This is a genomic window from Actinomadura sp. 9N215 (genome assembly GCF_044326345.1).
Taxonomy (GTDB): Bacteria; Actinomycetota; Actinomycetes; order Streptosporangiales; family Streptosporangiaceae; genus Spirillospora.
On sequence record NZ_JBIRBA010000009.1, the window covers coordinates 1 to 20372 of the forward strand.

The following is a 20372-nucleotide window of genomic DNA, read 5'->3' on the forward strand; positions in this document are numbered from 1 at the left end:
GCGTTCGCGTGCCCCGCCTCTGCGTGGGGCGCGGCGTTCGCGTGCCCCGCCTCTGCGTGGGGCGCGGCGTTCGCGTGCCCCGCCTCTGCGTGGGGCGCGGCGTTCGCGTGCCCCGCCTCTGCGTGGGATGCGGCGTTGGCGTGCCCCCGCCTCTGCGTGGGGCGCGGCGTTGGCGTGACCCGGCCCTGCGTGGGGCGCGGCGTCCGCGTGAGTCCGCCTCTGTGTGGGATGCGGCGTTGGCGTGCGCCTGCCTCTGGGTGTGATGCGGCGGTCAGGACGGTGACGGGGCGGCGTCGCCGATGCTGGCGATCTGGTCGGCGAGCGCTTGCGGGGCGTCGAGTGGGACGAACGTCCGGGCTCCGGGGATCTCGATGAACTCGGCGTCGCCGAACGCCTGCGCCAGCCGCCTGCCGAGAGCCGGTTTGAAGGCCCGGTCCGCGGTGCCCCAGACCAGCCGGACGGGGCCGCGGAAGCCGGCCAATCGTGTCGAGACGTCGTTCAAGTCGCCCGGATCGACCGCTCTGAGGAACCGGACCGCGTCCGCCCGCACGGCGGCGTCGGTGAGCGCCGGTTCGATCCATGCGCGGCTTTGCGCGGGATCGAATTTCCGCGCGAGAAGACCGAACCCGAGGACCGAGTGCCGGAACGGGCGCAACCTCATCGGCAGCAGGTTGAACCGGAGGCGGCGGGGCCCCTTGAGGAGATGGAAGATCACGTTGAAGGGGAAGGGCGGGAAGGTGTCGAAGGCGTCGCAGTTGGTGAGCACCAGCCGACCGACGCGGCTCGCGTCGGTGTCGACGACGTACTGGCACAGCGCGCCGCCGGTGTCGTTTCCGATCAGGGTCACGTCGGTGAGGTCCAAGGCTTCGAGGAACGCCAGGATCTGCCGGGCGACGCCCCGCGGCGACTGGTCGGCCCCGGGCACCGGCACGCGGTGGGAACCGAGCGGCCAGTGGGGTGCGTAGGAGCGGACGCCCTTGTCGGCCAGGCGGTCCGCGACGCCCGTCCAGAGCGAACCGTCGACCAGGAAGCCGTGGACGAAGACGACCGGCGGCGACGCGGCGTCCTCCGGACCGGCGGCCCGGTAGCTTACGGTGCCGTGGGGCAGATCGATCATCTCCATCCGCCCACCTCCTTGTGAAGTAACATACAACCTGCATGTATCTTACGGACAGACTGTATGAAACAACCTCGTCGAACGCAAGCGGACCGCTCGGCCACGACCCGGGCGGCACTGGTGCGCGCCGGCCGGAAGCTGTTCGCCGAACACGGCTTCGCCGGTGTCGGCACCGACACGATCGTCCGTGAGGCCGACGTCAGCCGCGGCGCGCTCTACCACCATTTCTCCGACAAGACCGGCCTCTTCGCCGCCGTGCTCGAAGAGTTGGAGGGCGAGGCCGCCCGGCCGGTGGCGGAAGCGGCGTTCGCCGCGCCCGAGGCCGACTTCGCCGGCGGCATGACCCGGGCTCTCCTGGCCTGGCTCGACGCCTGCGAACAACCCGAACTGCAGCGCATCCTCCTGATCGACGGGCCGTCGGTGCTGGGCTGGGCCCGCTGGCGCGCGATCTGCCAGAACCACATCCTCGGCATGATCGAGGGCGTCCTCGCCCAGGGGATGGCCGACGGCACGGTCCGCGATCTGCCGGTCAAGCCGCTCGCCCACGCGCTGCTGGCGCTGGCGGACGAGGCGGCCCTCCTGGTCAGCACAGCCGAGGATAAATCCGCCGCGCGACGGGACGTCCTGGCGGTCGTGGCACCATTCCTCGAAGCGCTGAAACAATAAACCGACCGAAGCCGGTAAGCGCAGCCTACTGGGCGCTGTCGAAGAACCTCATCGACGACCACCCGATGCCTGGACGGGACAACGCCATCCACACACGCGCACGATCGTGATGACCGCGCACCCGTGCGAGATTTGACCGGGACCACCCTCGGACGTGACGCCGACCGAACTGATCGAGTCGATCGAAGATCCGGGCGCGGCCCAGACCATGGCCAAACGGCCGGGGTTGAGCATCGGACCAGCAACCTCCGGAGGGCCAGCACGCCCCTCCAACGCTTCCACGCACACAGAACCCTTTATGGGCCGCCTATGGCGTCGTCCATGGGCGTCGTCCACGGGGTCGTCTATTGCGTTGAGCGTCAGGCAATTTAGCGGTGCTAGGCCCACCCCGGGGAATTCCGGCCCGGGACGAACCACGGGTCATCCGCGAAGACCTGGGTGAGGCGCTCGCGCACGCTGTTGCGGACCTCCGCTCTAGCAAGGCGGACGATCGGTTCCCAACAATGTTCTCTGACCGTCGGGTGATGCGACGCGTCCGGGCACATCAGTACCGCGATGACGCGGATCGGCCAAAGGAGTCGTTCCACGTCTCCGCTGGCCAGCAGCGTCGCCAGACTCCCGGCACCCGATGCCGCGACGACGCTCGCGAGAACGAATCGCCAGGCCCAATGGACCGCGGATCCGATCGCTCCCGCGCGACGCAATCCATCCGGCAGGGGCCGCTCATCTCGCTGATGGAGAACATCTTCCACCATACGGAACATTCGTCCGCGGATCTCTTCGTACTGCGTGAGCGCACAGGCAATCTGCGCAAGCAACTCACACCAGAAGTGCGTTTCTCCCGCCCATTGCTGAAACTCCTCCATCAGCGGCGAGCCGAGATGTGCGGCCACCCTGCGTAAGGCCAGGCCTCGCGTAGCGGCATCTGAGTCGTCGACCTCCTCGAACGTCACCGCATGCGCGGTTCTGGCGCAGTCGAGGAGTTCGCGGTCGCGATGCAGCCAGTGGACGACATCAGCTCGGGCACAACCGATCACGGCCTGTCCGCGGGACAGCCTTGCGGGCCTCGCGTACCACTCCTTTTCCTGCTGCTTCACATACGAAAGCACATCACCGAGTGTCCCATCCGCAATGTTGAACGCCCCCTGACAACCGTGCCTCGCTCCGCCACATGCGCATACACATCCAGGCAACGTGGCCTCTGCGCAGTTCCGGTTGTGGGCCATGCGCTCCTCCCGTAGTTGGACCGGAATTCGCATCATCCAAGCCAGTGAGTGTGCGTGTAAATCCTTGTCGAGGATTCGCGCTTTCAAGATCCGCTGAATTGCGCCGCCCAATCGCAGCCGACTGGTCGACCCGGCACTCGGTGGCGGCCACCGCACGCCGGACCACCGCTCTCGTGAACGTCCTGTCTGTCCCCGGTCCGGCGTCCGGTGCGGCGTCCGGTGCGGGGGGTGAGTTGCGGCCTGAAGCGGTGGCCGAGGTCCTTCGTGCGCATGGCGAGGACGTCTCTCCGGATATTTCCGCCCGAGACGTCCAGGAGATGCGGGCCGTCGCGGACCTGCTGCGGGAGGCTTACGCGGCCGCTGACGTCGATCAGGCGGCGTCCGTGTTGAACGGCCTGCTCCGGCGCAACGCCGGGCGACTCCGTCTGACGTCACACGCCGGGCGGTCTCCCTGGCATCCACATCTGGACGGCGATGACGACGCCCCTTGGGCGGAGTGGTTTCTGGCGTCGTCCTGCCTAGCCCTCACGGTTCTGGTCTGGGACCGGCAGCGTCCGCCCGGCGGCATCTGCGCGTCACCCGATTGCTCGAACGTCTTCCTCACTCAGGGCAGCGGCCCGCCGCGCCGGTACTGCTCCCGCCGTTGCGCGACCAGGGAACGGGTCGCGGCACACAGGAGGAAGACGTCCGGCTAGGACTTCAGCCGCATCCAGCGCCTGATGAGGCATCGCCGGTGTGGCTGCGAGCGTGAGAAGCAGCAACGTTTGAGCGACGGTCGTGAGGCTGGACAGGTGAACGGCGGGCCCGGTGGGCGGGGTCTGCTGCCGATCGTGCTTTGTCGTTCGTGGCGGTGGTGGGAGGGCGACGTCAACGGATGCGGAGTGCGTTCAGGAGCAGGGCCACCGTCCGGTGGCGGAGGTCGTCGGACCAGGCGGCGGCCAGGGCGCCGTGGGTCGTGGCGGTAAGGAGGGCCATGACCTCGTCGAGGCGGACCTCCGGGCGGACGGTTCCAGCCTCTTGGGCGGCGTCCAGCAGTGACCCGAATGTGTGGGTGAGCGCCATGATCTGCTCGCCCGGCTCGATGGACGTCCCCTCCTCGGCGAGGAGGCTCACGACGGTGCCGACCTTCGCCGAGCGTTCGACGAGGAAGGTGAAGTAGTCGAAGAACGCGGTCCCCTTGTCGCCGGCGGCGATGAGGGAATCCGCCTTGGCGATGAGACTCTCTCGCAGCTCCTTCATGATTGCGGCGAGGAGGTCGCGCTTGGTCGGGAAATGGCGGAAGACCGTCCCGATGGCGACGCCGGCACGGGCGGCGACCTCCTCGGTGGAGGCGGAGGCGCCGCGTTCGGCGAACACCTCCTCGGCGGCGGCGAGGATGCGCGCGCGGTTGCGCAGGGCGTCGGCACGCATGGGCTTGCTCGGTGTCATTCGTCCAACCGTTGACAAGATGAGTCGAGACTCATATTTTTATGAGCCATCACTCATCTTAGTTCGTTGTGAAGGGACCGGCCATGTCCAGGCAGACTCCGCAAGATCTGTTCGCTCGCTTCCAGGACAACGTCCTCGCAGGCCAAGCCGGCCTCGATGAGGAGATGCTGGCCGCTGACGTCGTCGTGGAGACGCCCTTCGCTCCCGCGGGAAGCCGCAGGGTCGAGGGCCGCGAGGAGGTCGTGGCCATGGCCCGGGCGGGCCGTGAGGCCCTCCCGATCGTGTTCGAGGAGTTCCAGGACGTGGTGATCCACGAGTCTGCCGACCCGGAGGTGATCATCGCCGAATACCAGATCGTGGCCACCATGCCGGGCGGCGGCACGCGAGCGCAGGCCCCGTTCGTGGTGGTCCTGCGCGCCCGGGACGGACGCATCGTGCACTGGCGCGAGTACCAGGACCGGACGGCGATCGCCGAGGCCCTGGCCTAGGCACTCACTGACGCCCGCTACTTAACCGGCGGCGTGTTCTCAGGCTCGGGTATGGGCGAGCCGGTACGAGTCGGTGCCGGTCTCGATGATGGTGCCGCCGAAGGTGAGGCTGCCGACGATGGCGGCGCAGAGACTCGGGTCGGTGAAGGTCTTGGCCCAGCCGCTGAAGGCTTTGTTGGAATGCGATGGCCAGGCTGTGCTTCTCCTCGGGCTCGGTCAGAACGTGGAACGGGCAGCTCGGCGCCGCGGCGGTCGAGTTCCATGTGGCCCAGCTCATCGGTGCAGGGCAGGTCGACGCGGCCGTAGGGGGCGATGGTCATGGTGAGCTGCTTGTCGTCGGCGGCCTCGACCAGTTCGTTGACCAGCTTGGTGGCCAGTGAGTGTCACGGGTCGTCGCGGCGGCGCTGCTCGGCTTCGATCGCGTCCGCCAAGGCCGAACGCTCGGCCTGGTGCCGAGCGAGAAGTTCGGCGCTGTAGTCCGTCCACGCGGACTCCTGGTCGGCGGTCATCTGAGCTCCGTGGACTTCGGATTCGACGTCTGGATGGGCATCGAGGAATTCCGCGAATAGCAGACCCATCTCACGGCTGTGCTGCCGGTTGAGCTCGATACGCCGCGGATCCATCGGTTCTCACGCCTCGCTTCGGACGGTCCGCGAACCCCGGCCCAGGACCGTGACCAGGCCAGATCGGTGATCGGCCGGGCAAGGTTCGCCATGAAGATCTGATAAGGCCGCCGATGCAATCCAGAGAGCCAAGGGCCCGAACGCAGCAGCCAGAAAGTCGCGGATATGCCGACCCGCCGGATCATACCGGCTCTTATACAGATGGAGCGGGGAACGGCGGGCTCTGGCGGGCCAAGCGCTCCACCCTCGTCATCACGACGCGGCGGATAGCGGCGGAGACCATTGCCCGACGACGCTATGCCCCCCTCTCGAATGGTCAGCTGCACGCCGACAGCGATTCCCAGATGCTCGTTGATGCTTGGGCTGATGGCCGGGCGGGTCACTGTGTCGCGCTGACTTCGGTGACGGTGGAGCGGGCGGCGTTCTCGGTGCGGCGACCCGACGACCGTCCACCCGGTCGAGGAGCGTCCACTCGGTCGAGGCGATCACCACGGGCAGATCGAGACGTTCATCGATGTCCAGCAGGACGGAATCGAGCAGGTCCGCAGGTTGGCCGACGCCGGATCTCAGCCCCAACCCCGCGGGGTCGACGGCCTCCTTGCGGAACTGGGGCAACGGGTGTCTCGGAGCCGAGCCGTCGCCGTGGCCGCCTGTCCGAATAACCAGGTGCGACCACGAAACGGCAGGTCAAGCGGAACGCTGCCGCCAGCACCGCGCAGTTCCCGACCTGGACCTGGAGTCCGGCGAGGCCCGCGCTCCCTGCCGACGGCCCGGTCAGCCGGACCGCGCACGCCGACCTCGCCGGCATGATCGCATTCAATACCAGGGCGTGTTTCGAGTGACCGGTGGGCTTGACCCGCTGCTTGGCTCCTGGTGTTCGATGGCGTCATGACCGACCTGAGCAGCGACGTACTGCACTACACCGCCTTCGCGACCGACCCCGCCGGAGGCAATCCGGCCGGGGTCGTCCTGGACGCCTCCGGCCTGGACGACGCGGCCATGCTCGCGATCGCAGCAGACCTGGGCTACTCGGAAACCGCGTTCCTCACCCCGCCGCCGGACGGACTGGGCGAGCCGGGCAGAGCCTTCACCCTCCGCTACTTCAGCCCCAAGGCCGAGGTTCCGTTCTGCGGCCACGCCACCGTCGCCACCGCGGTCGCCCTGGCGGAACGGATCGGACCGGGCTCTCTCACGTTCGCCACCAAGAACGGCACGGTCCCTGTCGAGGTCGTCGAGGTCGACGGTGTCCTCCACGCGACGCTGACCAGCGTGGAGCCGTACCTGGAAGAGGCGGCCGACATCGCCCAGGTCTTGGACATCCTGCACTGGGGCAAGGACGACCTCGATCTCGATCTTCCGCCCCGCGTCGCCTATGCGGGAGCCCGCCACCTGGTCCTGGCAGCCGCCACCCGCGAACGCCTGGCCGATCTGGACTACGACTTCGACCGTCTTACCGCGTACATGACCAGGCATGATCTGACCACCGTCCAGCTGGTGTGGCGTGCATCGCAGCACGTCTTCCACGTCCGCGACCCGTTCCCGGTCGGCGGCGTGGTGGAGGATCCGGCCACCGGCGCCGCGGCGGCCGCGTTCGGCGCATACCTTCGGGAACTCGGCGAAGTCGCCTCCGCCGCCACGCTCACCCTCCACCAGGGCGAGGACATGGGCCGCCCCGGGCTCCTCACCGTGGAACTCCGCGACGGCGACCCTCGCGTCCGCGTCTCCGGCGCCGCGGTCCCGATCCCCGGCCAGGACGCCGGACGATAGGAGAACCGACTTCGAGGCACGTCCCAATCCGATGCTCGATGGCCGCAGGCCGCTGATGGCCACCGACATTTCACGAAGCAGGGGATTCATACGTCCCGGAGCCCCGGCCTAATTGCACTGCCCTGAGAGGGTTGGGACGCGGCTGGCGGGTGGCAGGCCGCCGAGCGCGGTGTGTCCGCGGTGATGGTTGTAGGTGTGTGCGGCCAGGGTGCAAGCGCGGTGGTCGTACCGCTGGACGTTGACGGGGGAGGCGTGGACGAGCACCCGCTGACGGCGTCGGCAGGAACTCCGGCGGTCGGCAGCAGGGTGGCGCGGTTGGAGGCGCGCAGTACGTGCGGCGCGAGCCGGGTGGGGTCTGCGGCGGCGATGCGGCACCACGCAGGGATCACCCGGCGCCGGTCGTGCGGGACAGCCGTCCTCCAAACTCGTGCACGGTGCGTCCGGCTAGCGAGCGCATCGCGCAGCGCGCATACAAGCCAGAGGCAGCATGGCCACGGTCTCGCCGCCCTTACCCCAGCCCCAGCCCTGGCCCCGAGAAAGGCGAGGTTGCGGGCCGTCGGGACGTTTCGGGCTCTACGTGAGGTGGTGGTCGCGGTCGCCCAGCGGGTGGGGTGATGACGATCAGGGCCGCACTCGGGCGAGGCGGTAGTCGGCGCCGTCGCGCCACAACAGCCAGTCGCCCGCCGTCCAGGCTTCGCCGCCGAGTCTGGCCTCACGGCCGGTCCGGACGTCGTAGACGACTGTTTCAGCCTCATCCCTGTCTTGATGCGCGGCCGTGTAGACGATGATCCGGTTTCCAGCGGTGATGCGTCCCGCGTAGGCGGTGTCCGCTTCGTGTGGCAGCGTGTGGAGGATCTGGCGTGAGCGGCCGGTGTCTCTGTCGAGCACGGTGAGGGCTCCGCCGCCTGCCCAGGCGACCAGGTGCGGGTTCGCTGCGAAGACCAGGTCGGACGATGATTCCAGTCGACGAAGGTCTCGTATGGCACCGTCGCGCACGTCGACCGACCGAAGGTCGGATCCCGATCGGACGATCGCGTGCGGATAAGAGAGAGCTTCCAGCGTTCCGCTGATCGGATAGTTCCGTATCTGGCCGCCACAAGCGGTTGCCACCAGCAAAGCGCGGGCGTTGCGGCCCCAGACGAATGCGGGGCCGTCGGCGAAGAACCGGTCTCGTCCGCCCCAGGCCTCGTCGAGGGTGCGGGTCGGGCCTTCACCGTCGGGCCCACGGCAGGAAAGCCGTTCGCCGTCGGGCCACAAATACCCCGGAACACCGGCCGCCATTGCCCATAGATAGGCGCGCACTTCGGGTCCGGTCTCGGCGACGAGAGCGGGCAGGCCGCCGTCGGGTCCCGCGCGCCAGATTCCGGTAGACCGTTGGCTGTTCCCGGAAGCGCCTATTTGAGGGGCGCCGAGAACGGTGCCGTCCCTCCCCAAGGCCATCGCCTCGAACGGAGATTTCCCCGGCAGATCTCTTGGGATCCTCACGATCGTGCCGGGATCCACCAAAGCGCCCAGGCCCGTCTGCCCCGATGTCGCCGTCGCCGTCACCGTCACGGTCGCAGGCTCGTCGGCAGGGGACCGCTCCGATACGGCTTGCATGGCAATGATCGGAGCGAGGGCCGCGACCGCGGCGAGCGTCACCGTGCCGGCGGCCACCCTGTGACGACGGGCCGCCGCAACTCTCTCCAGGATCTGGCTCCGCAGTGACTCGGGCGGATACTCGTCCTTGAACGGTGAGGTCAGCAACTCTTCGAGCTTTCGCTCAAGCTCATCCATGTGACTCCTCCTGAGTGTCCGCCGCGGCCCGCAGTTTGGAGAGCGCACGGGACGCCTGGCTGCGCACCGTGCTGGCGCCGCATCCGAGCACACTCGCGATCTGCTCGTCGCTGAGCCCGTCGACGTAGCGGAGCATCAGCACGGCCCGCATCCCTCTCGGCAGACCGGCCAACGCGGCCTGGGCCGCGGCAAGTGCTGTCACCCCGTCCAACTGCTGGTCGTCGGTCGCCCGATCCGGCAGGTCGGCCATCAACTGCTCACGGTTGCGCCGCCGCCGGTTGATCACGAGCCGCACCATCGTCACGCGGACGTAGCCCTCCGGATCGTCCTTGCGCCGCACCCGCCGCCACCCGGCGCCCGTCCTGGTCAGGGCCTCCTGGACGAGGTCCTCGGCGTCGTGCCGGTTGCCCGTGAGCGCGCAGGCGTATCGGTACAGCGCCGGCAGCCGGCTCGAGACGAAATCGTCGAACCGGGCCAGCTCCTTGTCCGGCACGGTGCACCTCCCAACACCCAAGGACACACGACCACGCTCTGACGCTGCACGCCATCACCGACGGACGCGATATCCCCCTGAATGCGACCAAGGTGAGAGTGAACAAATGACCCGATCGACTGAAATTCAAATACGAAGGCTGATGACGGGGCACAGGAGACGTTAGCTGCGGCTTAGGGCGGGTTCCGTTTCACCGCGGGTTTCCCTTGTCCATCGTCAGGCGTTACGCCGCTCGCCCGGCAGCGTCTTGCTTCAGGGCTTCAGGGCTTCAGGGCTTCGGGGTCGTTGCTGTGAGCCGGTTGGTAATGGCCGGAGCTTCCTGCGCGAGCCATGTTTCGGCTCGGGGCATGCGGTCCTTGACGCCCTCTTGCCAGAAGCGCCGGAAAACCGGGTCGGCCTCGGCTGCGGCGCGGCTGGCCAGGTGGAAGCGATGAACCATCCGTTTGGCCAAGGGCATCAGGTCAAAGCGCTGTTGGTCGGTCATCCCGTAGGCGTCGGCGAACACAGCCGCGCGGTGTGGGATGTCGGCGTCGATGAGGGCGGGGGTGCGGTCCGTGGGGTCCAGCAGAGGCGCCCACCAATAGAGGGCATTGGCTATGTCATAGAGCCGGGTGGTCGGTCGGGCGAGGTCGAAGTCGATGAGGGCCGCAGGGAGTCCGTTGCGGAAGACCACGTTGCCTGGGCAATAGTCTCGGTGGCCGACCAGCTCCGCCTCGGTGTCAACGAGCGGGATCGCCGCTGTTCCCGGCAGGGTCGCCCAGACCGCACCTTGGGGCGGTGTCCAGCCTTGGGCGGCGTCATGGAGCCGCCGGATGAGACGAGCCAGGGCGACAAGGACGTCCTCGCCTGTCGCCTCGGGTGGGAGCGGCTCCCGAGGGACGTCGCCCGGCACGAAGGACAGTACTTCCCGGCCCTGTTCGTCGAATCCCAGCGGCCTGGGGGCGGCGGAGAAGCCGGCCTGGTGCAGGTGTGCGAGATAGGCCTGGACAGTGGTGGTGAACGGCCTGACCGGACGTCGGACGGTGTCGGCGATCCGGATGATGTTCGGCGTAACGCCGTCCCCGATCAGCGGTTCCCCGTCCGGCGCCGGCCGGTCGCGTCCCATGCCGATCACCGTGCCTTTCAGTTCGGGGCGGTCTGGTCGCGGTCGTTCGGTCCGCTGGCCGACCTCAGCGGCGTAGGCCGTCCAATCGCAGACGCAGGCCCGTTGCCCTGCGACGGCGACGGCAACGGCGACGTGGATATCGAGCGGCCCCGGGGTGATCCCGGGCCATCCGGCCACCAAGCCGCACTACTTACCACCACGGCCGGGCGACGCGCTACGCCTAACGCCTATCCGCACGCAGCCGTGTCACCGTGAGGCACAAGCAAGGCTGGCCCAGGTCGCGACGAAGTCTCAACCGCTCGGAGACGACTTCGCATCGCTCGCCAGAAAGAGATCCCCTAGCCCCTTAATCCGGGTGAGTTTGCCCGAGGATCTGCAACGCCGACTCTATGACGCCTTCCAACTCCAGATATATCCGGCATCACCCCATCGCGCTGACGGGGTCGCAGGTAGGTCGCTTCAGGTGAAGCACCCTTTCGCAAGTGGCGACCCGGGGTGTGGATCAGTCGTTGTACGGGGCCGCCACGTCCAGGACCCAGGTCACACCGAAGCGGTCGGTGAGCATGCCGTACAGGGGTGCCCACTGCGACGGTGCCAGGGGTTGCATCACCGTTGAGCCCTCTACCAGCTTCTGCCACAGGACACCGATCTCGTCGGCGTCGTCACCGCGGACGGAGACGAAGAACGGGTTGCTGCCCTGGTCCCAGGGCAGATGGGACGGGACGTCGTAGGCCATGACGTGGAAGCCGTTGTCGCTCGCCACCTCGCCCCACACCACCCAGTCCGCCTCGTGCTCGTTCTGCGTGTTGCCCATGTCCTTGTAGGTGACGGCGGCGATGCGCCCGCCGAAGACGGACCGGTAGTAGTCGAGCGCCGCCCGTGCGTCGCCCTGGAAGTTCAGATGGGTGGTGGTCGTGACGGACATGGCCTGCTCCTTGCTCGCGGTTCGGCGAGGTGCACGGCCGCGGCGATGAACCTTGCGGCAGCGACCTCGTGGCCAGGGGGCCCCATGGCCTCTCCAGCGGATCTTGATGCTCACCGTGCCACGGATAGCGGACAGGCTGTGTCCTATACTTCGAGCAGAATGGTGGGCATGCAGAAGACGTCCTCGCGGCTGCTCACGCTGCTCTCGCTGCTTCAGGCGCATCGAGACTGGTCCGGTGAGGACCTCGCCCAGCGGCTCGGCATCACCCCGCGAACGGTGCGCCGCGACGTCGACCGGCTACGCGAACTGGGCTATTCGATCCTCGCCTTCAAGGGGCCCCACGGCGGTTACCGCCTGGACGCCGGCTCGCACCTGCCTCCGCTGCTGTTCGACGACGGCCAGGCCGTCGCCCTGGCGCTCGCCTTGCAATCAGTGGCTTCCAGCAGCACGATCGGCGAGGACGCCGTCCGGGCCCTGTCCACCGTCCGCCAGGCCATGCCGTCCCGTCTGCGTCAGCGCATCGACATGCTGCAGATCACTGCCGTTCAGGCACCCGGGAGCGGCGACGTCCCGGCGGCCGGCACGGAGGTCCTGGTGGAGCTGAGCCGCGTGATCCACGCCTGTGAGGAGCTGCGCTTCGACTACGGGCACGACGCCACCGGCCCCGTCGCCCAATCCCGCCGGACACAGCCCCACCACCTCGTCACCTGGCGCGGCCACTGGTACCTGATCGCCTGGGACCTCGACCGCGACGACTGGCGCACCTTCCGCGCCGACCGTATTCGCCCCCGCACCCCGACCGGCCCGCGCTTCACCCCACGCGATCTCCCCGGCGACGACGTCACCGCGTTCATCATCGGCCGGTTCCGGGGAACCGACGGCTCCGCCTCCGACTGGTCCTGTCGAGGTCAAGTCGTCCTCGACCTCCCCGCCCAGGCCGTGGCCCCCTTCGTGCAGGACGGAGTCGTCGAAGATCTCGGCCCCGGCAGCTGCCGCCTCACCCTCGGCTCCTGGTCGTGGACCGGCCTCGCCGCCGCCATCGGCCGCTTCGACTCCGACGTCCATGTCATCGGTCCACCACAACTGACCGCCGCGTTCGCCCAACTCGCCGCGCGCTACGCCAAAGCCGCAGGCACCTCCCCAGCCACAGCCATATCGCCGGCCGCAAGCCCGCCCCAGCCGTAGGCCTATCCCGGCCGCAAGCACACCCACAGCCGTAGGCGCATCTCCGGCCGCAAGCACATCCCCGGCCGTAGGCGCATCCTCACCAGTTCAGGAGCGCCGCTCACCCACGGCGGTCGAACACGACCACGAACATTAATCAGGCCCGCCCGGCGGTCCATCCGCCTGTTGACCAGCTTGGACTCGGTGTTGATCGTCGACGCCTGCCTCCGGCCGTGTGACGAACGGCGCTGGTTTCGGTCGGCCAGCGCCATCCCGGGCGTCTGGAGTCATTTCGCCGCACACTCACGACTTCAACAGCGCAGGGGCTGTTCTAGAAGCACGTTCGTGTCTATGTTTCTTCGGTATCGGGGCCTCACGACCTGTCCGGCACTAGACGACGCTCCCCGCACGCTCCCCGAACTTGGAGGCCCGCAGTGGCGCTCTCCTTCCTTGACCAGCGGCACATTGTCGCGAAACCGGGCTACAACCGCTGGCTGATCCCTCCGGCGGCGCTGGCCGTTCACCTCTGCATCGGCCAGGCGTACGCCACCAGCGTCTACAAGACCGCCCTTGTCGAGCACTTCGACGCGAGCCTCACCGCGATCGGCGTCATCTTCTCCATCGCGATCGTCATGCTCGGCGCCTCCGCCGCGGTCATGGGCACCTGGGTCGACCGGGTCGGGCCGCGGCGCGCGATGTTCACCGCGGCCTGCTTCTGGGCGTCCGGCTTCCTCGTCGCCGCGCTGGGCATCGCCGCCGGGCAACTCTGGCTGGTCTACCTCGGCTATGGGTTCATCGGCGGAATCGGCCTGGGCATCGGCTACATCTCGCCGGTCTCGACGCTGATCAAATGGTTCCCGGACCGGCCCGGCCTCGCGACGGGCATGGCCATCATGGGATTCGGCGGTGGCGCGCTGGTCGCCTCGCCGCTGTCCCGCCGGCTGCTGTCCCTGTACGACCCGGACGGCTCCCCTCCGTCCGGCGCGGCCGTCGCCCTGCTCTTCGTCACGCTGGGCGTCGCCTACTTCCTGGTGATGATGCTCGGCGTGTTCAACGTCCGGGTCCCCGCCCCGGGGTGGCGTCCCGCGGGCTTCGATCCGACGTCGGAACGCTCCAGGACGATGGTCACGACGCACAGCGTCTCGGCGGCGTCGGCCATCAGGACACCGCAGTTCTGGCTGCTCTGGACGGTGCTGTTCTGCAACGTCACCGCGGGCATCGGCATCCTCGAACAGGCCGGGCCGATGATCAGCGACTTCTTCCGCTCCGGTGCCTCGACCTCGGTGTCGGCGATCGAGGCGGCCGGGTTCGTCGGGCTGCTGTCGATGTTCAACATGGCCGGCAGGTTCGTCTGGTCCTCGACCTCGGACTACATCGGCCGCCAGCCCACGTACGTCGGCTACCTCGGCGTCGGGATGGCGGCCTACGTCCTGCTGGCGCTGTTCGGCGACACCTCCACCGCGTTCTTCGTCGCGCTCGCCGCGCTGATCATCTCCTTCTACGGCGGCGGGTTCGCGACCGTCCCGGCCTACCTGCGGGACCTGTTCGGCACCTACCAGGTGGGCGCCATCCACGGCCGGCTGCTGACCGCGTGGTCGGCGGCGGGCATCGCCGGACCGCTGATCGTGAACCGGTTCCTGGACGCACGCGGAGAACCGGGCGCCCTGGTGGCCGCCGACTACCGGCCCGCCCTCTTCACCATGGTCGGGGTTCTCGCGATCGGATTCGCCGCCAACCTGTTCATCCGGCCGGTGGCCGAACGGCACAGCACTTCCGCGTCGGAGCCCCCGGTCTCCGATCCCAGCCCCGCCACCTGACGACCGCTCCGGCCCGACACCGAAGGAAGTGCGCACCATGGCAGCAACCGAGGACCGCGGCCCGGACGACGGCCGGATCGGGAGGGGCGCCGACGCGGATCTGCCGCGGCTCGTCATCTCCTGGTCCATCGTCGGCATTCCGCTGATCTACGGCGTCGTCGAGACCGTCCGGGCGATCCTGCCCCTGTTCGGCCAGTGAGGTCACGCCCCCCGTCAACGGCGTCTCGCCCGGGCGTGCCGCTCGGGCGTGTCGCTTGGACGTCCCGCTTGGGCGTGCCGGGCAATAGATCGTCCTCGGCGACTCCAACCTGTGATCGCGCCCAACGGCCGCACCCCCCGCCGCCAGGCACAACTCGTATACCAACGCTTTGAGAGCCTCCAACGGCCCCGGCGGTAACGGCGCTTCCGGGCTGAAATGCCAAAACGAATCAGGCAACCCGTCCCCGTCCACCTTCGCCGGGCACTGTTTGCGCTGATCGACACCCCCGCGGAACATCTGCATAAATGATCATCGGGCACTAATTGCCATTTCCGGCTTCTGGCGGAGTGTTCCGGGTCGGTTGCGTTTGCCGGGCTTTTCTCATGTCGGGCGGGCGGTGCCGACTAGCATGCGCGCATGCAGAATGGTGTGATCGCGGCGCCCACATACGATATGGGCCGGACAGTGGTGGACCGGCCGCTGGACGAGTCGCTCACGGTGGTGTGGCAGGTTCCCCTGGCGGGATCCGAGCCTCGTGATGCGCGAATCCACACGGTGTCCGGAGAAGCCGTGCTGACGTCCGCGGAGCGCGGCGTGGTGACCCTCGGCGCGGATCCGCCGGTGCTGCAGCCGGACGCGGATCTTTGGCCCGTGCCCGTCAGTGTCATCGGATCGGGGTATCCCGGCCAGTTGATGGTGATCGACGAGGCGGACACGGTGTACCGGCTCGCCCCCGGTGTGGCGCCCGTGCCGGTGTGGCACTGCCGGGAAGATCCCAACTACACCAGTGTGGACGGACTGCCCAGCGGACGCCTGATGGTGTCGTCGTTCGACGACGCCTGGTCTCCGACGCGCGAGATCAGGACCGGGACCAGTCTGATCGAGGAGTCCACCGGAGAGGTCCTGTGGCACAGCCCGGTCATGCTGTCGCCGGTGATGCCCACCGGCGGTCAGGTGATCGGCGGGGCCGACCGCGACGACCTGGTGTCGCTCGACTTCGGCACCGGCGGGGAGCTGTGGCGCCGGAAGAGAGCGATGCTCTCCGCATCGGACGCGATCGCGGTGGTGGACGGGGTGCTGTGGACTGCGGACCCGATCAACGAGCGGCTCGTCGGGTTCGCGGTGGACTCCGGCCGCGAGGCCGCGGCGATCGCGATGCCCCGGCCATCACGCCTGACGGGGCTGCTCGACCAGGCCGGGACGTTCCACATCGGCGACGAAGACGGCTGGCTCGCGGTGGACCTGGTCCACGCCCGGGTGGCCGCCGACATACGGTTCGAACCGTCCGGCATGGGAGGCGTGTACAAATCGCGGACGGTACGGAGCGCCGACGGTCGCCTCGTCCTCGCCGACGACCGGGGACAGATCTTTGTCGTGCATCCGGAGGACGCCCGCAAGCCCCGACGCGTGGCGACCTGCCCGCCGATCCAGGACATCGGGATCGCCGCGGGCCGTCTGCTCGTCCTTTCCCACGACGGCACGCTGACGGCGCTCGGCCGACCGTCTTAGCGGACCCGGAGCCGGAGCCGGAGCCCGCTGGTGCGCGGCGGTGGCCAGAGCCCGATGCTGCGCTGCGGCGGCTGGAGCGTCCACCTGCCCGGCGGCGGCCAAAGCGCTCACCTGCGCGGCGGCTGGAGCGCTCGCCTGTGTGGAGGTCGGGGCGCTTACCTGCGCGGTGGCGGTCGGGGCGCTGGTCGCCACTGCGGCACCGATCGTGAGCGTGGCCGGCGTCGCCGCGGCGGTTCTGGGGGCCCCCGCTCCCGAACGTGTCCCCAGCCGCTGGGTCCTCGGAGTACTGGCTCAAATCCAACGGCCCGTAGTGGGTGAGGGCGTTGCTCGGGGCCGTCTTCCTCAAGTTTCGCGCGGCCAGCGGGAGGCGTGTTCGCGGAGCGTGTTGAGCAGCGCCGCGCCCCGGTCGGCGTCGTCCACGCTGACGACGAAATCCCGCTCGGCGCCGGTCTGCCTGACCACCAGGCAGGGTCCGCCGCGCAGCATCAGCGCGGTGTGGTCCGGTGTGATCCGGTAGCCCCACCCGCCCATCTGGGCCGGCTGGAACTCGGCGCCGTACGCGGAGACCACGCGGTCCAGCGGGATGCGCTTGGCCGGAAGGCCGAGCAGCCCGAGCCGCACCTGTAGCCCGCGCTCGTCCACCAGGACGCGGACGGAGGTGAGGGCCGCCAGCACCAGGGCCGTGAACAGCAGCGAACTGCTGAACATGAGCACGAAGCCCAGGTCGGGTTCCTCCATCGCCAGCGACGGGGACGCGCTCGTCACGAGGAGGACGCCGCCGACCCACGGCATCCAACGGTTGCGGCAGTAGCCGATCCAGACCGTGCGCTCCCGCTTGTCCAGCCGGATCCGTGGCGTCTTAGGCGGCTCGGCCCGTTCGGGCCGGTGGTCTGGGCCGCGCGAGCCCAGCCAGTAGCCGATGGCTCCGCCGAGCAGGAGCGCCGCCAGCACCAGCGCGACATGCCACCAGGGAACGGACGTCTGACGCCAGTCGGTCGCGGCCGCGTTGATCGTGATGGTGGAGTACTGGATCGCGCCGAAGAAGCCCAGGCCGCCCAACAGCACCGCGCCCATCGAGCCGCGCAGCATCCGGCGCGGCCACCCGAACAGCCCGATCCCCAGCGCGATCGCGCAGGCCACGAGCCAGGGCACCAGCCCGGTCTCGCGCAGGTCCGAGGACGGAGCCCACCGGTCGGCGCGGCCGTTCGCCCCCCAGTGGACAGCGATCTTGTCCGGCAGCGCTTCGCCGAACATGTCCGGCATCGTCCACAGCAGCGCCGCCCCGGCTCCGGCCGCCGCACCGACGACCACCACCGGCCACACGAACCGTCCCCAGCCCATCGCTTTCACACTCCCGAACGTTCTCAGGCGGTCTCGATCATCTCGACGAGCTCGTCCCGGGACAGGCCGAGCCGGGCGGCCTCCGCGACGATCTGCCGCACCTGCTCGGTGAACACCCCGTACTCGGGACCGGCCACGACCCGGATGCCCCGGCCGCGGCGGAACTCCAGCAGGCCCTCGTCGCGCAGTTGGCGCAGGGCGCGCAGCACGGTGTTGGGGTTCAGGCCGAGCATCGCGGCAAGGTCACGCGCGGGGGGCAGGCCGCTGCCGACCGCGTACTCGCCCTCGGCGATGGCGCGCCGGATCGCCGAGGCCACCTGCTCGTGCAGTGGTCGCGGATCACCCTTCGGCAGTCTCAACAACATGGTGCTAATGAAGGTAGCATCATGTTGTTCACGCGTCACGGGGGCCGGTCCGAGGACCCCAGGCAGCGCCGGGACTGTCGGCGGCTACTTGCGGCGGGTCGCCACCTCGGGGGGTGGCGCGCTTTTGCCGTGGGGCGTCTCCAGGTTGGCCACCTCGGGGTTGATGAGGCGCAGGAATCCGGTACAGGGGGCGGGGGCGTCGAGGCGGGCGGTCAAGGTGATCTTGTCGGTGGGCACCTTGATTTCGTGGAAGACGACCTCGTGGGTGAGGGGGAGTCGCCCGGTCCTGTTGTGGAGTCGCCAGGTGAGACGGGCTTTGGAGGCGCAGCTCCTGTCGGGCTGGAAATCGATGTAGCCGTCGAAGTTGTATCGGGGAGCGGCGTCGAGGACACGTTGAGCCCAGGTCCTCGCCAGACGAGGCAGGGCGAAGGTGGAGTCCACGGACTGTCCTGTGGAAAGCCGGTAGACGAGCACCTTGGTGTTGGAGTGGTCGGGCGCCGAAGTCTGCGAGGGAATGGCTCCGGCGGCCAACCAGGTCGAGGCGATCGTCCTGCTGTCGCGGTGAACCAACGGATCGACCAGGGCAAAGGGGATGATTGCCCCGAATATCGCCACGACGACGCACGCGGCAAGCGCCCCCAGGATGACGTGGAGGATCCGCGGCATGTGCGGCGGCTCGGCGGGGGGTTGCTCGGCGTCGCTCCCGGGCTCTGGTGGTCGTGGTGGTGATGTCGCGGGCGGCGACGTGGCCGTCTTCTCTGGGACGGGTTTGTCCTCGACTTGTCCGCGGACAAGTCGGGGCCGCTGTGAGCTGGGAGTTTCCTGTTCGGGGGGAGCGATGCCGAGCTGGCGACGCAACTCGTCCACGGCGCGGCCGGTCTCGTCCAGGCGTGTGGTGCTCTGCTCCAGCAGCGCGTCGTACTCCTCCAGCTCCTCCAGCGACGGTTCGGCGATCGCGGCCGTGTCGCCTTTTCCGGCGTCTGGCGGGGCTGCTGAGGCGTCCTGCTCCTGTGTCAGCGCCAGGCGGTAGCGCTCGGCCCGCTGCAAGGCCTCCACCCGCAGGGTCTCGGCCTCGTGTTGCCGTCGCTGGGCCTCGGCCAGGTTGTGCTCGGCGATCTGCAGGCGCTGTTCGAACTGCCGTCGCTGCTCACTCAGGTCCTGATGCGACCGGTGCTGCGCTCTGTCCAAGTCGGCGCAGCGCTGCTGCAGCCTCGCCACCAACAGGACCAGGCCGGTGGCCAGCTTGGACATGTTCAGCAGCTGCTCCTGGGCATTGATCATGCCGCGTTGCGCCTGGTCCAGCCGCCGCCGCAGCTCACGCTCCGGCAGGCCCATCTCGTGCGGAGCGAGCTTGCCGGCGGCGGCCCGCTCGGCCTTGTCCAGCAGCTCCCGGCCTTGCTCCAGACGCAGATTTTGCAGGCGAGGCTCACGCACCACCTCACGCATCAGCTTGTCCAGCAGGTACCTCGGGATCAGCTGCGAACCGTTGAGGAAACCCGCCCACTTGGTCCTCCCATAGGGAGGGACCTGCTCCACGATCTGCCGGACCGTCAATCCCGAGGTCAGCTCCCGGAGGAACTCGACCAGCGCGGCGGCTTCCTCGGTCTCAGCCCGTAGCTCCGAGGGCCGTCCCCGGCGCCTCAACTGGCTGGTGTCCCGCGGCGACATACCTCCCTGACCCCTTCAGTCAAGATTCTTCCTCTTCCGCCCTTCAATCGGAGGGATGTGACGCCCATTTCCCCAAAGGATCTCTGCGTGTGGTGAGCGGGTGGACGCGTGGACGGCCCCCCGCGGTCGCACAGGTGCCCCCGGTCAGTGGCTGCTCGCGCCTTCTGAAGCAGGCGGCGTCTCGGTGACGAGGGGCCGTCGGGCTGCATATTTGTCCGCCATCGACCTGCGGGATCGCTTCCTCTCCGACGTGGACAACTCAGCCGGCGGGCACGGTTCCGGCCACGGCTCCCGGTGAGGGAGCGGATGGCTCTCCCCGCAGCCACGGGGAGAGCCATCTGGCAGGACCCGCAACCCGCATCCACTGCAACAGGATCATGATTGGAGTACCCGCCATGGGCAGGCTACGTCGCACCGACCCCTCCGCGGTGCCCCTCCCCGGACCCGACACCTCACAAGAGCCTCCAGAACCGATCCCCGGACCCGACATCTCGCAAGAGCCTCCCGAACCGAATCTCGGGCCGCGCCTCACCAACGTCCGGCGTGTGGTGGCGGTGGCCGGTGGTGCGGCAACGGGCATCCTCGTGGCCGTCCTTCCCGTGCTGGGCGACCCCGTCTCTGCCGGCGCCACCACCCTCATCGCCCTGTACGCCATCACCGGCAACTGACTCGCGGCACCGGGCCGTCCAGTCCCC

General features: G+C 68.7%; 22 protein-coding genes. 10 read left to right on the top strand and 12 right to left on the bottom strand.

The window, feature by feature from the left end; genetic code table 11:
* Positions 1–271 precede the first annotated feature (271 nt).
* Positions 272–1123, bottom strand: coding sequence for an alpha/beta fold hydrolase (locus ACH34T_RS16695; RefSeq protein ID WP_395993038.1), 852 nt, complete (start codon positions 1121–1123; stop codon positions 272–274).
* A gap of 114 nt (positions 1124–1237) precedes the next feature.
* On the opposite strand from ACH34T_RS16695, the gene ACH34T_RS16700 reads away from it, so the two are divergent.
* Positions 1238–1783, top strand: coding sequence for a TetR/AcrR family transcriptional regulator (locus ACH34T_RS16700; RefSeq protein ID WP_395993039.1), 546 nt, complete (start codon positions 1238–1240; stop codon positions 1781–1783).
* A gap of 377 nt (positions 1784–2160) precedes the next feature.
* Here ACH34T_RS16700 and ACH34T_RS16705 read toward each other — a convergent pair whose 3' ends face one another.
* Entirely contained in the window at positions 2161–2892 is a 732-nt protein-coding gene (locus tag ACH34T_RS16705; RefSeq protein WP_395993040.1) for a hypothetical protein, read from the bottom strand.
* Between the two features lie 434 nt (positions 2893–3326).
* Between ACH34T_RS16705 and ACH34T_RS16710 the strand changes: the two genes are divergently transcribed.
* Entirely contained in the window at positions 3327–3704 is a 378-nt protein-coding gene (locus ACH34T_RS16710) for a CGNR zinc finger domain-containing protein (protein WP_395993041.1), read from the top strand.
* A 172-nt stretch (positions 3705–3876) separates the two neighbouring features.
* Here the strand turns inward: ACH34T_RS16710 and ACH34T_RS16715 are convergent, their stop codons facing one another.
* Entirely contained in the window at positions 3877–4437 is a 561-nt protein-coding gene (locus ACH34T_RS16715) for a TetR/AcrR family transcriptional regulator (protein ID WP_395993042.1), read from the bottom strand.
* Positions 4438–4520: 83 nt separating this feature from the next.
* Between ACH34T_RS16715 and ACH34T_RS16720 the strand changes: the two genes are divergently transcribed.
* Positions 4521–4925 (top strand): nuclear transport factor 2 family protein, encoded by a 405-nt coding sequence (locus tag ACH34T_RS16720; RefSeq protein ID WP_395993043.1) that lies wholly within the window; start codon positions 4521–4523, stop codon positions 4923–4925.
* A gap of 39 nt (positions 4926–4964) precedes the next feature.
* Here ACH34T_RS16720 and ACH34T_RS16725 read toward each other — a convergent pair whose 3' ends face one another.
* On the bottom strand, positions 4965–5045 hold the full coding sequence (locus ACH34T_RS16725) for a hypothetical protein (RefSeq protein ID WP_395993280.1): 81 nt from the start codon (positions 5043–5045) through the stop codon (positions 4965–4967).
* A gap of 65 nt (positions 5046–5110) precedes the next feature.
* On the opposite strand from ACH34T_RS16725, the gene ACH34T_RS16730 reads away from it, so the two are divergent.
* Positions 5111–5305: a hypothetical protein gene (locus ACH34T_RS16730; RefSeq protein WP_395993044.1), complete on the top strand. Its 195-nt coding sequence runs from the start codon at positions 5111–5113 to the stop codon at positions 5303–5305.
* Between the two features lie 3 nt (positions 5306–5308).
* Here the strand turns inward: ACH34T_RS16730 and ACH34T_RS16735 are convergent, their stop codons facing one another.
* Positions 5309–5434, bottom strand: coding sequence for a hypothetical protein (locus ACH34T_RS16735; protein WP_395993045.1), 126 nt, complete (start codon positions 5432–5434; stop codon positions 5309–5311).
* Positions 5435–6436: 1002 nt separating this feature from the next.
* On the opposite strand from ACH34T_RS16735, the gene ACH34T_RS16740 reads away from it, so the two are divergent.
* A complete protein-coding gene (locus ACH34T_RS16740) occupies positions 6437–7315 on the top strand; it encodes a PhzF family phenazine biosynthesis protein (RefSeq protein WP_395993046.1) in 879 nt (292 codons plus the stop codon).
* 621 nt (positions 7316–7936) lie between these two features.
* Here the strand turns inward: ACH34T_RS16740 and ACH34T_RS16745 are convergent.
* From ACH34T_RS16745 to ACH34T_RS16760, 4 genes are all read right to left on the bottom strand, one after another.
* The gene (locus tag ACH34T_RS16745) at positions 7937–9091 is read right to left on the bottom strand and encodes a hypothetical protein (protein WP_395993047.1); all 1155 of its coding nucleotides are present in this window, start codon (positions 9089–9091) and stop codon (positions 7937–7939) included.
* Entirely contained in the window at positions 9084–9584 is a 501-nt protein-coding gene (locus ACH34T_RS16750; protein WP_395993048.1) for a SigE family RNA polymerase sigma factor, read from the bottom strand. The genes ACH34T_RS16745 and ACH34T_RS16750 overlap by 8 nt, the downstream gene beginning before the upstream one ends.
* Positions 9585–9852: 268 nt before the next feature.
* The gene (locus ACH34T_RS16755) at positions 9853–10866 is read right to left on the bottom strand and encodes a phosphotransferase enzyme family protein (protein ID WP_395993049.1); all 1014 of its coding nucleotides are present in this window, start codon (positions 10864–10866) and stop codon (positions 9853–9855) included.
* A gap of 325 nt (positions 10867–11191) precedes the next feature.
* Positions 11192–11614 (bottom strand): VOC family protein, encoded by a 423-nt coding sequence (locus ACH34T_RS16760; protein ID WP_395993050.1) that lies wholly within the window; start codon positions 11612–11614, stop codon positions 11192–11194.
* Between the two features lie 168 nt (positions 11615–11782).
* Here ACH34T_RS16760 and ACH34T_RS16765 point away from each other — a divergent pair, with 168 nt between their 5' ends.
* From ACH34T_RS16765 to ACH34T_RS16780, 4 genes are all read left to right on the top strand, one after another.
* A complete protein-coding gene (locus ACH34T_RS16765; RefSeq protein WP_395993051.1) occupies positions 11783–12799 on the top strand; it encodes a helix-turn-helix transcriptional regulator in 1017 nt (338 codons plus the stop codon).
* A gap of 413 nt (positions 12800–13212) precedes the next feature.
* A complete protein-coding gene (locus ACH34T_RS16770; RefSeq protein ID WP_395993052.1) occupies positions 13213–14595 on the top strand; it encodes an OFA family MFS transporter in 1383 nt (460 codons plus the stop codon).
* Positions 14596–14632: 37 nt separating this feature from the next.
* Positions 14633–14794, top strand: coding sequence for a hypothetical protein (locus ACH34T_RS16775; RefSeq protein ID WP_395993053.1), 162 nt, complete (start codon positions 14633–14635; stop codon positions 14792–14794).
* Between the two features lie 417 nt (positions 14795–15211).
* Entirely contained in the window at positions 15212–16303 is a 1092-nt protein-coding gene (locus tag ACH34T_RS16780) for a hypothetical protein (protein WP_395993054.1), read from the top strand.
* Positions 16304–16645: 342 nt separating this feature from the next.
* Here ACH34T_RS16780 and ACH34T_RS16785 read toward each other — a convergent pair whose 3' ends face one another.
* From ACH34T_RS16785 to ACH34T_RS16795, 3 genes are all read right to left on the bottom strand, one after another.
* Complete coding sequence (locus ACH34T_RS16785) at positions 16646–17644, bottom strand: DUF1648 domain-containing protein (protein ID WP_395993281.1); 999 nt, start codon at positions 17642–17644, stop codon at positions 16646–16648.
* Positions 17645–17667: 23 nt separating this feature from the next.
* Complete coding sequence (locus ACH34T_RS16790) at positions 17668–18009, bottom strand: GntR family transcriptional regulator (RefSeq protein WP_395993055.1); 342 nt, start codon at positions 18007–18009, stop codon at positions 17668–17670.
* An 84-nt stretch (positions 18010–18093) separates the two neighbouring features.
* Positions 18094–19677, bottom strand: coding sequence for a hypothetical protein (locus ACH34T_RS16795; protein ID WP_395993056.1), 1584 nt, complete (start codon positions 19675–19677; stop codon positions 18094–18096).
* 395 nt (positions 19678–20072) lie between these two features.
* Between ACH34T_RS16795 and ACH34T_RS16800 the strand changes: the two genes are divergently transcribed.
* A complete protein-coding gene (locus ACH34T_RS16800) occupies positions 20073–20345 on the top strand; it encodes a hypothetical protein (protein ID WP_395993057.1) in 273 nt (90 codons plus the stop codon).
* Positions 20346–20372 lie beyond the last annotated feature (27 nt).

Bases quoted from the DNA above. Each gene is read 5' to 3' on its own strand.
- ACH34T_RS16695 (WP_395993038.1), bottom strand. From the start codon at position 1,123: ATGGAGATGATCGATCTGCCCCACGGCACCGTAAGCTACCGGGCCGCC.
- ACH34T_RS16710 (WP_395993041.1), top strand. From the start codon at position 3,327: ATGCGGGCCGTCGCGGACCTGCTGCGGGAGGCTTACGCGGCCGCTGAC.
- ACH34T_RS16715 (WP_395993042.1), bottom strand. From the start codon at position 4,437: ATGACACCGAGCAAGCCCATGCGTGCCGACGCCCTGCGCAACCGCGCG.
- ACH34T_RS16720 (WP_395993043.1), top strand. From the start codon at position 4,521: ATGTCCAGGCAGACTCCGCAAGATCTGTTCGCTCGCTTCCAGGACAAC.
- ACH34T_RS16730 (WP_395993044.1), top strand. From the start codon at position 5,111: ATGGCCAGGCTGTGCTTCTCCTCGGGCTCGGTCAGAACGTGGAACGGG.
- ACH34T_RS16735 (WP_395993045.1), bottom strand. From the start codon at position 5,434: ATGACCGCCGACCAGGAGTCCGCGTGGACGGACTACAGCGCCGAACTT.
- ACH34T_RS16740 (WP_395993046.1), top strand. From the start codon at position 6,437: ATGACCGACCTGAGCAGCGACGTACTGCACTACACCGCCTTCGCGACC.
- ACH34T_RS16745 (WP_395993047.1), bottom strand. From the start codon at position 9,091: ATGGATGAGCTTGAGCGAAAGCTCGAAGAGTTGCTGACCTCACCGTTC.
- ACH34T_RS16760 (WP_395993050.1), bottom strand. From the start codon at position 11,614: ATGTCCGTCACGACCACCACCCATCTGAACTTCCAGGGCGACGCACGG.
- ACH34T_RS16765 (WP_395993051.1), top strand. From the start codon at position 11,783: ATGCAGAAGACGTCCTCGCGGCTGCTCACGCTGCTCTCGCTGCTTCAG.
- ACH34T_RS16775 (WP_395993053.1), top strand. From the start codon at position 14,633: ATGGCAGCAACCGAGGACCGCGGCCCGGACGACGGCCGGATCGGGAGG.
- ACH34T_RS16780 (WP_395993054.1), top strand. From the start codon at position 15,212: ATGCAGAATGGTGTGATCGCGGCGCCCACATACGATATGGGCCGGACA.
- ACH34T_RS16785 (WP_395993281.1), bottom strand. From the start codon at position 17,644: ATGGGCTGGGGACGGTTCGTGTGGCCGGTGGTGGTCGTCGGTGCGGCG.
- ACH34T_RS16790 (WP_395993055.1), bottom strand. From the start codon at position 18,009: ATGTTGTTGAGACTGCCGAAGGGTGATCCGCGACCACTGCACGAGCAG.
- ACH34T_RS16795 (WP_395993056.1), bottom strand. From the start codon at position 19,677: ATGTCGCCGCGGGACACCAGCCAGTTGAGGCGCCGGGGACGGCCCTCG.
- ACH34T_RS16800 (WP_395993057.1), top strand. From the start codon at position 20,073: ATGGGCAGGCTACGTCGCACCGACCCCTCCGCGGTGCCCCTCCCCGGA.